The sequence below is a fragment of the Brevundimonas sp. 2YAF1 genome, from assembly GCF_052114745.1.
In the GTDB taxonomy this organism is placed as follows: domain Bacteria; phylum Pseudomonadota; class Alphaproteobacteria; order Caulobacterales; family Caulobacteraceae; genus Brevundimonas.
Genome location: NZ_JBFRFI010000003.1, coordinates 122,982 through 134,707 on the forward strand (window position 1 = coordinate 122,982; position 11,726 = coordinate 134,707).

The following is an 11,726-nucleotide window of genomic DNA, read 5'->3' on the forward strand; positions in this document are numbered from 1 at the left end:
CTCAGAGGTTCACCACCTCGACGCCGTCTTCGCGGGCCAGCCGGTCGGCGAGGACGGCGCGGTGGCAGCCGCAGGCCTCGGCCTCGAAGCACAGGAGGGCGACGCGCTTCTGGCCCGCCACGTGACGCAACTGCTGGAAGGCGGCTTCGGCCTCCGGCTCCTGCATATGGGCGTTGAAGACGGCGTGCATGGCGGCGATGTCGCCCTTTCGCGCCGCATCGCGCCCGGCCTTGGGCGTGCCCAGCGCCCGAAGCTGCAGATAATCCACGCCCTCGGCCTTCAGACTTTCGCCCAGCACCGTCTTGGAAAAGCCGGCGATGCGCGACGAGGCCACCGCACGCACATCGGCCACGATCTCGACCCCGGCGCTCTTCAGCCGGTCGATGACCTGGGCCTGGGTCGAACCTTCATAGCCGATGGTGAACAGCTTCATCCGGCCAGCATCGGACGAAAGCCGCTCGACGCCAAGCCTTGCGCCCCACCCGTCGAGCCGGCCGATGCCAGCCATGTCCCGCCTTCGACCCAGAAGGCCGACACCGGCATACAGACCCGAGACCAGACGTCGATGACGTCAGCTAAGGGTGGCTAGCGGTCGCTCCACGAACCAGCCTGAATTGCCTCAATCAAGCTGGCTACAGTCAGGCTGCGATAAGTCCGTTTCCCTCGCCATTCGCGGAAATCGCGAACGATATTGAAACCGGGATCATAGCCCTCGCCCGGTGCGTAGCGGCGCAGGTCCATTCCGCTGAAATCGGTCCCGTAAGGCGCTCTTATCCCATCGATAGCATCAGCCAGATCTTCGCCGTAGAGCCCAAGGTCGTAATACAACTCGGTCGCCTCAGTGATGGGCTCCATCTCGGACAAAGTCATTCTGCGCAACACGCCAACGACGTGTTCAAGAATGACTTCCCGGGAGTGGCTCTGGGTCATGGGCGGAGGAGAGCATACGCCGCTAATGTCTGCCATGGGTCGAAAGCGGCATTCGCCGTTTGATCAACAAGCGGACATCCGCGCAAACGGGGTCGGGTGAAATCACTTCGGCGGCGTCTGCCGCCCCGCCGTCACAACCTAGCGCCCCAATCCCCATGAATTTCCGGGTTTGCGTTCGGCTCGGCGCCCGATCCTAGGCGCCGTCGCCAGACGTGCGATGATGGCTTCGGGTCTTTGACATCGCCAACCGCCGCCTGACCGCCCAGGTCGTCCGGCCCGCCCCTGCCGGCGCCCCGCAAATGCGCCACGGAGCGTCCCTCCCCAGCCACTCGTCATGGCACCAATTGCACTGTTTTTTTCGCCGCACCGTGCAACGCCCCTCCGTCCCGGACTTGACGCCGGGCCTTGCGACCCGCTCCCTGCGCCGCAGTTGGAGGAGACCCCATGACCCGTTCCGCCCTGAAGGCTTTACCGCTGGCCGCCGTTCTGATGCTGGCCGCCGCCCCCACGGCCTTCGCCCAGAACCTGCTGATCCGGGGCGGGACCATCCACACCGGCGATGTGGCCCAGCCGACCGCCGAGGTCGTGGCCGTGCGCGACGGGCGCATCGCCTATGTCGGCGCCGCCTCTGGCGCACCCTCGGCCGAGGGGCTGGAGGTCATCGACCTGAAGGGCGCGACCCTGTTTCCCGGTTTCACCGACGGCCACGCCCATCTGGACGGCATCGGCTGGCGCGAGATGACGCTGAACCTCGAAGGCTCTGCCTCGGTCGGCGAGGCCATGGCGCGACTGACCGACTGGGCCAGGGCCCACCCCGAGGGGGTCATCGTCGGGCGCGGCTGGATCGAGACCCACTGGCCCGAGAAACGCTTCCTGACCGCCGCCGATCTGGACGCCGCCGCGCCCAGCCGCGTGGTGCTGCTGAGCCGCGCCGACGGCCATGCGGTCGCGGCCTCCAGCGCCGCCCTGGCCGCCGCCGGGGTCGATGCGGCGACGCCCGCTCCCTCCGGCGGTGACATCCTGAAGGACGCCAACGGCCGCCCCACCGGCCTGCTGGTCGATGCCGCCCAGGCCCTGATCGAGCCGCTGATGCCGCAAGCCGACGAAGCGGCGACCCGCGCGGCCTATCGCGCCGGGTTCGGCGTCTATGCCCGCTATGGCTGGACCGGGGTCCACTTCATGAGTGCGCCGTGGAAGGACGTACCGCTGCTGGAGGCGATGGCGCGCGACGGCGAGGCGCCGCTGCGGGTCTATAACAGCGTCACCCCCGATGGGGCGCGGGCGCTGTACGCCTCGGGCCCGCGCGAGGCCGGCGACGGGCGGGTGATCACGCGGGCGGTGAAATTCTACGCCGACGGCGCCCTGGGCTCGCGCGGCGCGGCCCTGCTCGACCCCTATGCCGACCAGCCGGGGTCGACCGGCCTGATGCAGACCTCGGGCGCCGAGATGGTCCCGCTGTACGAAGAAGCCCTGCGTTCGGGCATCCAGGTCGCCACCCACGCCATCGGCGACCGGGGCAACCACGAGGTCGCGGCCTGGTACGAACAGGCCATGCGCGAGGTCCCGCGCGCCGAATGGAAGCTGGCCGATCCGCGCTGGCGCATCGAGCACGCCCAGATCATCCGGCCCAGCGACTACCACTACTTCAACGACCTGCCGATCATCGCCTCGATGCAGCCCAGCCACGCCATCGGCGACCTGCATTTCGCCGCCGCGCGCCTGGGCGACGCCCGTCTGGACGGGGCCTATGCCTGGCATAGTCTGGCGGACCGGGGCGTCATCGTGGTCGGCGGCTCGGACGCGCCGGTCGAGCGCGGCGATCCCCTGATCGAGTTCTACGCCGCCGTGGCGCGCCGCGACCTGAACGGCTTCCAGGGCCCGGACTGGCGTCCCGGCGAGGCCGTGGATCGGGCCACAGCGCTGAAGATGTTCACCCTCTGGCCGGCCTACGCCAGCTTCCGCGAGGGTGAGCTGGGCACCATCGAGGTCGGCAAGCGCGCCGACCTGACCGCCTTCGACATCGACCTGATGACCGTGCCCGCCGCCGCCATTCCCAAGGGCCGCGCCGTCCTGACCATCGTCGACGGACAGGTGGTATATCGGGCCGACTAAAGGCCTTCTGACCCGCCTGTGCGTTGCGGCGGGGCGGCGCATCGGTTAAGCCCCGGCGAGGAATTCTTCTCCGGTCGCCATTGCGGCCGGGGTTTGGCGTTGGAGCGCTCAGATGGCTGATTTCGCCCCCGGTCTGGTCACCGTTTTCGGCGGCTCGGGCTTTATCGGAACCCAGGTGGTGCGAGCCCTGGCCAAGCGCGGCTGGCGCGTGCGCATCGCCGTGCGCAAGCCAGCCCTGGCCTATGAACTGCGCATGGCCGGCGACGTCGGCCAGATCCAGACCGTCCGCTGCGACATCACCGACAAGGCCGCCGTGGCCGAGGCGATCAAGGGCGCCGACGCCGTGGTCAACCTGGTCGGCATCCTGTTCGAGACCGGCGGCCGCAAGTTCGAGGCCCTGCACGTCGCGGGCGCCGTCAACGTCGCCGAGGCCGCCAAGGCCGCGGGCGTCAAGCGCCTGACCCACATGTCGGCCCTGGGCGCCGACGTGAACGGCAAGGCCGAATACGCCCGCACCAAGGGCCAGGCCGAGATCGCCGTGCGCGCCGCCTTCCCCGGCGCCGTGATCATCCGCCCGTCGATCGTCTTCGGCGCGGGCGACGCCTTCCTGAACAAGTTCGCCGCCATGGCGACCTTCTCGCCCGCCCTGCCCCTGATCGGCGGCGGCGTGACCAGGTTCCAGCCCGTCTATGTCGGCGACGTGGCCGAAGCCGTCGCCCGCGCCACCGTGGCGCCGGAAGCCGAGGGCAAGACCTTCGAGCTGGGCGGCCCCGCCGTCTGGACCTTCGAGGACATCCTGAAATTCATCCTGCGCGAGACCAAGCGCAACCGCTTCCTGGTCCCCCTGCCCTTCCCGATCGCGCGCCTGATCGGCTCGCTGGCGCAGATTCCGGCCCTGATCGGCCTGGCCCCGGCCCTGACCAAGGATCAGGTGGTGCTGCTGCAAAGCGACAACGTCGTGTCTCCGGGCGCCGAGGGTCTGGCCGAACTGGGCATCGAGCCCACAGGGCTGGAAGCCATCGCGCCGAGCTACCTGTTCCGCTACCGCGTCGGCGGCCAGTACGCCGAGAACCCGACCGCCGCCTGATCAGACGGCCTACGAAAACCCCTCGGGACCGCGTCCCGAGGGGTTTTTGTTTGCCCAGTGAAGCGGTCCCCCTCCCCACAAATGGGGAGGAAAGAGAGGCTAGAGCGCGCCCGTCGCGGCCAGGCCGATGATGCCCGCCACGCCGACCGCGATCCGCCACCAGGCGAAGGGGCCGAAGCCGCGCTTGGACACGAAGTCCAGCAGGAAGCGCACCACCACCAAGGCCGTCAGGAAGGCGGCGACGAAGCCGACCGCGATCAGGCCGACATCGCTGAAATCCAGCACGTCGCGGTTCTTGAACAGGTCATAGGCCACCGCCGCCCCCATGGTCGGCAGGGCCAGGAAGAAGCTGAACTCGGCCGCCGACCGCTTGTCGGTCTTCAGCAGCAGTCCACCGGCGATGGTGGCGCCCGAGCGCGAGACGCCGGGGATCATGGCCAGACACTGGAACAGGCCGATCAGGAAATAGACGCGGAACGGATAGCGGTCGGCGTCCAGATAGACTGGGAACTTGTCCACCCGATCCAGCCACAGCAGCAGGAAGCCGCCGACGATCAGGGCGATGCAGATCACCAGCGGCGTCTCGAACAGCACCGTCTTGATGAAGCCGTAGGCGAAGAAGCCGATCACCGCCGCCGGCAGGAAGGCCAGCAGCAGCCCGATCAGGAAGCGCCGCGCCGCCGGATCGAAGGGCCAGCGCGTCGCCAGGGTCCACAGCCGCTTGAAATAGACGCTGATGATGGCCAGCAGGGCGCCCAGTTGGATGACGATCTCGAACGTCTTGCCGGTGCTGTGGAAGCCGAGGAAATGCCCCAGCAGCAGCAGGTGGCCGGTGGAGGACACCGGGATGAATTCGGTCAGTCCCTCGACTAGACCCATAAGGATCGCCGTCAGCCAGTCCGCCATGGAAACTCCATCTCAACCGGCCGCCGGTTCGTCCGCGCCGGGCACGCCACCTCCTTAGCGCCCCGGACGAGATGCCGCCATTGGCGGGCGAGCGGTTTTGCGCGACAAGGGCGGGGATGACCGCCTCCCCCCCCGCGCTCGACGACGCCCACGCGGCGACCCGCCGGATCACCGCCCTGTCGGTGGGGACGGCCGTCGTCCTGATCGTGCTCAAGGCCTTCGCCCTGGGCGCTTCGGGATCGGTGTCGCTCCTGGCCAGCCTGGCGGACTCGTCGCTGGACCTGATCGCCTCGCTGGCGACCTTCTTCGCCGTGCGCTGGGCCGCGATCCCGGCCAATCACGCCCATCGCTACGGACGCGGCAAGGCCGAGGCCCTGGCGGCCCTGGTGCAGGCGGGGCTGGTGTTCGCCTCCTCGGTCTTCATCGGCTGGGAGGCGGTGCAGCGCATGTTCGATCCCCGCCGGGTGACGGCGGGCGGCTGGGCCGTCGGCGTGGTCGGCGTCTCCATCCTGGTGACCCTGTGGCTGGTGTGGATGCAGACCCAGGCGCTGAAGAAGACCGCGTCCCTGGCCGTAGCGGGCGACCGCGCCCACTATGCCGCCGATCTGGCGGCCAATGTCGTGGTGCTGATCGGCGTGGTTTCAGGCGCCTTCCTCCAGGCGCCGGGGCTGGACGCGGCCGCGGGTCTGGTCGTGGCGGTCTGGCTGTTCTGGGGGGCGACCTCCATCCTGCGCGGCGCCGCCGACCACCTGCTGGACCACGCCGGACCGGAAGAGGACCGCGTCGCCATCACCGCCGCCGTCCTGGCCGATCCGCGCATTTCGGGTCTGCACCAGTTGCGCACCCGCCTGGCCGGGCAGGTGCTGATGATCCAGATGCACGTCGACCTTGATCCGAAACTGACGCTGGAGGCCGCCCACGCCATCGTCGTCGACGCGGAACAGCGCGTGCTGGCCGCCTTTCCCCACGCCGACATCCTGATCCACGCCGATCCGCGCGGACGCGGCGAGGATCACGGTCTTCGCGACACGCCCGCCGAGGCTCCGGCCTCAGAGGCCTCCGGAACCGACGACGAACCGCTGGCGAACCAGGCCGGCCCCTGGTCCTGACTCGCGCGCAGAACCCCTCGCGGTAAACGCGCCCTTAACGAGCGCGGGCGCAGGGATAGGGAAATGTCCGCGCCCGCCGTCCTCTATCATTTCGCCTTTCATCCCGGTTCACGCACGGCGCGGCTGGCGCTGGGCGAGGCGCGCATCGACTTCGGCGAGGAACTGGTCAAGCCGTGGGAGCCGGACTGCCCGGTCTTCGACCTCAACCCCTCGGGGATGCCGCCGGTCCTGACCGTGACGGAAAAGGGCAAGACCCTGACCCTGTGCGAGATTGATTCCATCCTCGGCTGGATCGAGGACCGCTCCAAGGGCGACGTCCTCATGCCCGGCGACATCTCCGAGCGGGCCGAGACGCGGCGGCTGACGGCCTGGTTCAACCGCCGCTTCATCGACGAGGTGGACGCCGTCCTGCTGCACGAACGGATGGAAAAACCCCTGCTGCGGCTGGGCCCGCCCGAGGCGCGGATGCTGCGCGAAGGCCGCGACGCCCTGCGCGCCCATATGGCGATGTTCGAGGCCCTGGCCGCCGGACGCGAATGGCTGGCCGGGCGTCGACTCAGCCAGGCCGACCTGATCGCGGCGGGCCACCTGTCGGTGCTGGACTATTTCGGCGAGATCACCTGGGCCGCCTATCCGGCGCTGAAGACCTGGTATTCCAAGCTAAAGTCGCGGCCCTGTTTCCGACCTCTGCTGACCGACCGTTTCCCCGGCGTCCAGCCAGCGACCTGGTACGCCGACCTCGACTTCTGAGGCTAACAGGGGCAAACGCCCCTCATGGCGGCCGATCCCCGTATCTTCATCAGACAGCGCGCCGCTGAACTGGGCTTTGGCGTGTGCCGCTTCGCCTCTGCCAGCGAACCGTGGAGCGCGGGCGAGAAGCTGGCGCACTTCGTCGAGGCGGGCCGTCACGGCGACATGGACTGGATGGAGACGACGCTGGAGCGCCGCGCCCATCCCACCGCCATGTGGGAGGGGGCGAGGACCGCCATTGTGCTCGGCATGAACTACGGCCCCGCGGCCGATCCTCTGCCCGAACTTGAGAACAAGTCGGCGGGCTATATCTCGGTCTATGCGCGCGGCGACGATTATCACGAGGTCATCAAGGGCCGGCTGAAGATCCTGGCCGGTCAGATCGGCGCGCGGCTGGGGCAGGAGGTCAAGGTCTTCGTCGACACCGCCCCGCTGATGGAGAAGCCGCTGGCCCAGCGCGCCGGTCTGGGCTGGCAGGGCAAGCACACCAATCTGCTGAGCCGGACCCACGGCAACTGGCTGTTCCTCGGCGTCATCCTGACCGCCGCCGAGATCGAACCGGACGAGGCCGAGACCGAGCACTGCGGCCGCTGCACCGCCTGTCTGAACGCCTGCCCCACGAACGCCTTTCCCGCGCCCTTCCAGATCGACGCCCGGCGCTGCCTGTCCTACCTGACCATCGAGTTTGCTGATCCCTGGCCGGTCGAGTTCCGCATCGCTGCGGGGCCGCGCATCTACGGCTGCGACGACTGCCTGGGCGCCTGTCCGTGGAACAAGTTCGCGCAAGGGGCGTCGGAGGCGCGGCTGCACGCCCGCGACGCCCTGAAGGGGCCAAGGCTGGCCGACCTGCTGGCGCTGGACGATCCCGCCTTCCGCACCCTGTTCACCAAGAGCCCGGTCAAGCGCATCGGGCGCGACCGGTTCATCCGCAACGTACTGTACGCGGCGGGCAACGCGGACGACGCTGAGTTGATCGCGCCGGTCGAGGCCCTGCTGGACGACCCGACGCCCGTGGTGCGCGGCGCGGCGATCTGGGCGCTGTCGCGGCTGGACGCCGAGCGGTGGGCGGCGCTGCGCGAGGCGCGGCTGGCGGGGGAGACCGATGAGAGCGTGAGAGCCGAATGGAATCCTTCTCCCCTTGCGGGAGAAGGTGGCCCGCGCAGCGGGTCGGATGAGGGGTCTCGCCGCCCTCAAACCTAGCAAAAAGGGGTTTCCCACGTGGAGAAACCCCTCATCCGTCAGGCTTCGCCTGCCACCTTCTCCCGCAAGGGGAGAAGGAAAAACGTCAGACGTCAGCCGAGCCCACGCCGCGACCGCCGCCGGGGACCGGGGCCACGTCGAGCAGCTTCAGCCGGAACACCAGCACGGCGTTGCCGGGGATGAGCGGCGGACCGCCCGCTTCGCCATAGCCCAGCGCGGGCGGGACGTAGAGCAGCCATTCGTCGCCGGGCTTCATCAGTTGCAGCGCCTCGGTCCAACCCGGCACGACCTGCTCGGGCGAGAAGACGGCGGGCGAGCCGCGTTTGAACGAGCTGTCGAAGACGGTGCCGTCGGTCAGGCTGCCTTCGTAGTCGACGCGCGCCAGATCGTTGCGATCGGGGCGGACCCCGCCCGCCGGGCCGCTGGCGACCACCTTGTACTGCAGGCCCGACGGCAGGGTCTGCACCCCCTCCGCCGAGGCGTTGCTCTTCATGAAGGCGGCGGCGGCCTCGGCGTTCTTGGCGAGATCGGCGCCGGATGCGGCGGGCTGGCGGTTGCAGGCGGTCGTGGCCAGCAAGGCGGCGACCGCCGCCGCAGCGAGTGCGGGCCTAGCCCATGCGAAGTTCATAGCCACGTTCTTTCAATGCTTCGCCGATTTCCTCGGCATGTCTGGCGTCGCGGGTCTCGACCATGATGTCGAACTCCGCGCCCTTGGCCGGCACGTCCAGCGCCAGCCGGTTGTGCACGACGTCGATGATGTTGCCGCCCAGTCCGCCGATCACGGCAGCCATGGCCGACAGCATGCCCGGGCGGTCGTCGCCCAGGATGCGATAGACGATCAGGCGCTTCTCGCGAACCATTTCGCGGTTCAGCACCACGGCCAGCATCCGCGCGTCGATGTTGCCGCCGGTCAGCTCGATGCCGACCCTCATGCCCCTGAAGCGCTCGGGATTGGCCAGAATGGCGGCCAGACCGCCGGCGCCGGCGCCCTCGGCCACGGTCTTCTCCAGCGTCGCCAGCAGGGCGACGCCTTTCTCGAAATCAGCCTCTTCGCAGACGAAGACCTCGTCGATCAGGGCGTCGGCCAGGGCGAAGGGAATCTCCCCCACGGCCTTGATGGCTATGCCCTCGGCGATCGTTTGCCCGCTGCACTTGGCCGGCTCGCCGCGACGGCGCGCGGTGAAGGAGGGATAGCGGGCGGCCTCGACGCCGAAGATCTTGATGTCGGGCTTCATCGCCTTGGCGGCGATGGCGCTGCCGGCGATCAGGCCGCCGCCGCCGATGGGGATGATCAGGGCGTCCAGATCGGGCGCGTCCTCCACGAACTCCAGCCCGCAGACGCCCTGCCCCGCCACGATGCCTTCATCGTCGAAGGCCGAGACGAAGACATAGCCATGCTCGACCTGAAGCCGCTTGGCCTCCTCGGTCGAGGCCGAGAAATCGAGGCCGTGGATGACGACCGTGGCGCCGTGGGCGCGGGTGCCGTCCACCTTCACGAAGGGGGTGCCCTCGGGCATGACGATGGTCACGGGCACGCCGAGCCGGCCGCCGTGATACGCCAGGGCCTGGGCGTGGTTGCCGGCCGAGGCGGCGACGACGCCGCGCTTCCTCTCGTCCGGCGTCAGTTGCAGCAGCCGGTTCAGGGCGCCGCGCTCCTTGAAGCTGCCGGTGAAATGCAGGTTGTCGAACTTGATCCAGATCTCGGCGCCCGTCAGTTGCGACAGGCGGCGGGAATAGCGGACCGGCGTGCGGTCGACCTGACCGGCGATGCGCCGCTGCGCCGCACGGATGTCGTCGATGGTGACGGTCATGAAGTCCCTGAACTCGTTTCTGGCCGGTCTCTGCGCCCGGTCTCCGCCGCTCTTGTGGCGCACCGGGCGCGGGCGGGCAACCTTGACTCGCGGGGCCATGGGGGGCCATGCCGGTGACGCTTGAAACGAGATTTCGGGAGCCCCTCCATGTCGATCCGTCGCCCCTCGTCCTCCATCGCCCTTGTCGCCGTCCTGGCGGGCGGACTGGCCCTGAGCGCCTGCGCCACCACGCCCATGGGCGGCGCGACCGGCTCGGCCTTCAGCGCCGATGATTTCGCCTGGTCGACCCGCGCGGGCCAGGCCTCGATCGAGGGCCGGGTCGCCTATGCCCAAAACGGCCGCACCTTCCGCTGCGTCGGCAACGTCGGCCTGATCCCCGACACGGGCTACACCCGCGCCCGCATGCAGCGCCTCTACGGCTCGACCGAACGCGCCGCCGCGCCCGCCGCCGTAGTGCGCGCCCGCTCGGCCGGGGAACAGGGCGCCGACTACCGCTCCTATGAACGGGCCGAGGCCTGCGCCAACGACGCCTTCCGCTTCTCGGGCCTGCCGGACGGCAGCTGGTTTCTGATCTCGCCGGTCAAGGCGGACGACGACATCGTGGTGCTGATGCGCCGCGTCCAGACGCGCGGCGGGCGGATGGTCAACGTCACCCTCGGAAGTTGAACGACGCCGAGGACCAACGTTCGCCATCCTTTGGCCTTATGGGACGTCTCTCTGGATTGATCCATTCCTGGACAGTCGGGGAGCGCGTATTTGTCCCAACACAATATCATTGGCTCCGAAGCCTTTAGCCAACGCCCGTTCGTGATCATTCGCGGCGTGAAGACCGGCGGCTTCCGTCGACGCCGTTCGGGCTCCGCCGTGGCCTACGCCGTCGTCGCTCTCCTGGCCCTGTCGGCAGGCGCGGCCGTGGCCGCCTTCGCCCTGGGCCCGCTTCTGGTCCAGAGCGATCCCGCCAATGCCGCCGCCCTGGCCGCGGCCACGCCGGCCCCCGCCGTTCCCGGCGCGTCGACGCCCGCCGCCTAGCCCCTAGGGGCCGACGAAGCTCAGGGCCTCGGCGAACAGTTCGCCGCGGCTGCGTACGCCCAGCTTCTGATAGGCGTGCTTCAGATGGGTGCGCAGGGTCTCGATCGAGATGTCCAGGGCCTGGGCGATCCGACCCGTCTCCACCCCGGCCAGAAGCATTTCGATGATCCGGCCCTCTGACGGCGTCAGAAGGTGGTTCTCGATCAGGGCCTGAAAGCGGATTTCGCTGCGGGCCCGTTGCAGAGTCAGGCCGATCAGGGCGTTCGGCGGCCCGCAGACCTCGCGCGCCCAGGCCACCCAATGGCGACCGGCGTCGCCCGGCACGACGGCGCAACTCGCCTCCTCGGGCCGCGCCGTGGCGACCAGGCTGCCGATGATGGCCGAGCGCGGCGCCAACCGCCCGTCGCAGACCTCGAACGCCTCGCCGTCGTCGCGCAGCGCCCGCGCGGCCTCGTTCAGCCACAGGACGTCCAGATCGCGCGTTACGATCAACCGCGCACGACGTTCGCCGTCGACCCAGTTGGCCAAGGCCCGGTGGCAGAGCGCGCCCGGATCATCCGCGTCGTCGGCGGTCGGCGCCGACCGGCGTCGCTCCCCCGACGCCCGGCGATCGACCGAAAGCCAATACGGCTCCTGGGCCAGTCCGCGGGGACGGTTGGCCTCGACAGACCCCTCTCTCACACCAAGCCTCCAAGCTCTGGCCGCCCCCGCCCGGCCGGTTAGTGCACACCGAATTATGCTACGCCCCACTCCAATCCGCGCAGGGTACCTCAAAATATTCGTCGCCACACC

13 protein-coding genes are annotated in these 11,726 nt (G+C 69.2%); 7 read left to right on the forward strand and 6 right to left on the reverse strand.

The window, feature by feature from the left end; translation table 11 throughout:
- Nucleotide 1: 1 nt before the first annotated feature.
- Nucleotides 2–433 carry a DUF488 domain-containing protein gene (locus AB4Y68_RS05780; protein WP_441454755.1) on the reverse strand — a complete coding sequence of 144 codons (432 nt, stop codon included), beginning with the start codon at nucleotides 431–433 and terminating at the stop codon, nucleotides 2–4.
- Between the two features lie 152 nt (nucleotides 434–585).
- Nucleotides 586–930: a DUF1493 family protein gene (locus AB4Y68_RS05785; protein WP_441454557.1), complete on the reverse strand. Its 345-nt coding sequence runs from the start codon at nucleotides 928–930 to the stop codon at nucleotides 586–588.
- Between the two features lie 444 nt (nucleotides 931–1,374).
- On the opposite strand from AB4Y68_RS05785, the gene AB4Y68_RS05790 reads away from it, so the two are divergent.
- Both AB4Y68_RS05790 and AB4Y68_RS05795 read left to right on the forward strand, forming a co-directional pair.
- The gene (locus tag AB4Y68_RS05790) at nucleotides 1,375–3,042 is read left to right on the forward strand and encodes an amidohydrolase (RefSeq protein ID WP_441454558.1); all 1,668 of its coding nucleotides are present in this window, start codon (nucleotides 1,375–1,377) and stop codon (nucleotides 3,040–3,042) included.
- 112 nt (nucleotides 3,043–3,154) lie between these two features.
- The gene (locus tag AB4Y68_RS05795; protein WP_441454559.1) at nucleotides 3,155–4,129 is read left to right on the forward strand and encodes a complex I NDUFA9 subunit family protein; all 975 of its coding nucleotides are present in this window, start codon (nucleotides 3,155–3,157) and stop codon (nucleotides 4,127–4,129) included.
- Between the two features lie 99 nt (nucleotides 4,130–4,228).
- On the opposite strand, the gene AB4Y68_RS05800 is transcribed toward AB4Y68_RS05795, so the two are convergent.
- Nucleotides 4,229–5,035: an undecaprenyl-diphosphate phosphatase gene (locus AB4Y68_RS05800; RefSeq protein WP_441454560.1), complete on the reverse strand. Its 807-nt coding sequence runs from the start codon at nucleotides 5,033–5,035 to the stop codon at nucleotides 4,229–4,231.
- Between the two features lie 116 nt (nucleotides 5,036–5,151).
- On the opposite strand from AB4Y68_RS05800, the gene AB4Y68_RS05805 reads away from it, so the two are divergent.
- The 3 genes from AB4Y68_RS05805 to queG all read left to right on the forward strand — a co-directional run bounded on the left by AB4Y68_RS05805 (nucleotide 5,152) and on the right by queG (nucleotide 8,094).
- Nucleotides 5,152–6,144 (forward strand): cation diffusion facilitator family transporter, encoded by a 993-nt coding sequence (locus tag AB4Y68_RS05805; RefSeq protein ID WP_441454561.1) that lies wholly within the window; start codon nucleotides 5,152–5,154, stop codon nucleotides 6,142–6,144.
- Nucleotides 6,145–6,207: 63 nt separating this feature from the next.
- Nucleotides 6,208–6,894 (forward strand): FtsZ-binding protein FzlA, encoded by a 687-nt coding sequence (gene fzlA / locus AB4Y68_RS05810; protein WP_441454562.1) that lies wholly within the window; start codon nucleotides 6,208–6,210, stop codon nucleotides 6,892–6,894.
- Nucleotides 6,895–6,918: 24 nt separating this feature from the next.
- Entirely contained in the window at nucleotides 6,919–8,094 is a 1,176-nt protein-coding gene (gene queG / locus AB4Y68_RS05815) for a tRNA epoxyqueuosine(34) reductase QueG (protein ID WP_441454563.1), read from the forward strand.
- Nucleotides 8,095–8,179: 85 nt separating this feature from the next.
- Here the strand turns inward: queG and AB4Y68_RS05820 are convergent, their stop codons facing one another.
- Both AB4Y68_RS05820 and AB4Y68_RS05825 read right to left on the reverse strand, forming a co-directional pair.
- Nucleotides 8,180–8,722 carry an FKBP-type peptidyl-prolyl cis-trans isomerase gene (locus AB4Y68_RS05820; protein WP_441454564.1) on the reverse strand — a complete coding sequence of 181 codons (543 nt, stop codon included), beginning with the start codon at nucleotides 8,720–8,722 and terminating at the stop codon, nucleotides 8,180–8,182.
- Nucleotides 8,703–9,905, reverse strand: a complete 1,203-nt coding sequence (locus tag AB4Y68_RS05825; protein ID WP_441454565.1) for a threonine ammonia-lyase — start codon at nucleotides 9,903–9,905, stop codon at nucleotides 8,703–8,705. Before AB4Y68_RS05825 ends, AB4Y68_RS05820 begins: the two co-directional genes overlap by 20 nt.
- A 147-nt stretch (nucleotides 9,906–10,052) precedes the next feature.
- Between AB4Y68_RS05825 and AB4Y68_RS05830 the strand changes: the two genes are divergently transcribed.
- Both AB4Y68_RS05830 and AB4Y68_RS05835 read left to right on the forward strand, forming a co-directional pair.
- The gene (locus tag AB4Y68_RS05830) at nucleotides 10,053–10,571 is read left to right on the forward strand and encodes a hypothetical protein (protein WP_441454566.1); all 519 of its coding nucleotides are present in this window, start codon (nucleotides 10,053–10,055) and stop codon (nucleotides 10,569–10,571) included.
- Between the two features lie 90 nt (nucleotides 10,572–10,661).
- Nucleotides 10,662–10,934: a hypothetical protein gene (locus tag AB4Y68_RS05835; protein ID WP_441454567.1), complete on the forward strand. Its 273-nt coding sequence runs from the start codon at nucleotides 10,662–10,664 to the stop codon at nucleotides 10,932–10,934.
- A gap of 3 nt (nucleotides 10,935–10,937) precedes the next feature.
- On the opposite strand, the gene AB4Y68_RS05840 is transcribed toward AB4Y68_RS05835, so the two are convergent.
- The gene (locus AB4Y68_RS05840; RefSeq protein ID WP_441454568.1) at nucleotides 10,938–11,615 is read right to left on the reverse strand and encodes a response regulator transcription factor; all 678 of its coding nucleotides are present in this window, start codon (nucleotides 11,613–11,615) and stop codon (nucleotides 10,938–10,940) included.
- Between the last annotated feature and the right edge of the window lie 111 nt (nucleotides 11,616–11,726).

Coding starts and splice junctions, on each gene's coding strand:
- AB4Y68_RS05830 (WP_441454566.1), top strand. CDS start 10,053: ATGTCGATCCGTCGCCCCTCGTCCTCCATCGCCCTTGTCGCCGTCCTG.
- AB4Y68_RS05820 (WP_441454564.1), bottom strand. CDS start 8,722: ATGAACTTCGCATGGGCTAGGCCCGCACTCGCTGCGGCGGCGGTCGCC.
- AB4Y68_RS05795 (WP_441454559.1), top strand. CDS start 3,155: ATGGCTGATTTCGCCCCCGGTCTGGTCACCGTTTTCGGCGGCTCGGGC.
- fzlA (WP_441454562.1), top strand. CDS start 6,208: ATGTCCGCGCCCGCCGTCCTCTATCATTTCGCCTTTCATCCCGGTTCA.
- AB4Y68_RS05825 (WP_441454565.1), bottom strand. CDS start 9,905: ATGACCGTCACCATCGACGACATCCGTGCGGCGCAGCGGCGCATCGCC.
- AB4Y68_RS05805 (WP_441454561.1), top strand. CDS start 5,152: ATGACCGCCTCCCCCCCCGCGCTCGACGACGCCCACGCGGCGACCCGC.
- AB4Y68_RS05785 (WP_441454557.1), bottom strand. CDS start 930: ATGACCCAGAGCCACTCCCGGGAAGTCATTCTTGAACACGTCGTTGGC.
- AB4Y68_RS05790 (WP_441454558.1), top strand. CDS start 1,375: ATGACCCGTTCCGCCCTGAAGGCTTTACCGCTGGCCGCCGTTCTGATG.
- queG (WP_441454563.1), top strand. CDS start 6,919: ATGGCGGCCGATCCCCGTATCTTCATCAGACAGCGCGCCGCTGAACTG.
- AB4Y68_RS05800 (WP_441454560.1), bottom strand. CDS start 5,035: ATGGCGGACTGGCTGACGGCGATCCTTATGGGTCTAGTCGAGGGACTG.
- AB4Y68_RS05780 (WP_441454755.1), bottom strand. CDS start 433: ATGAAGCTGTTCACCATCGGCTATGAAGGTTCGACCCAGGCCCAGGTC.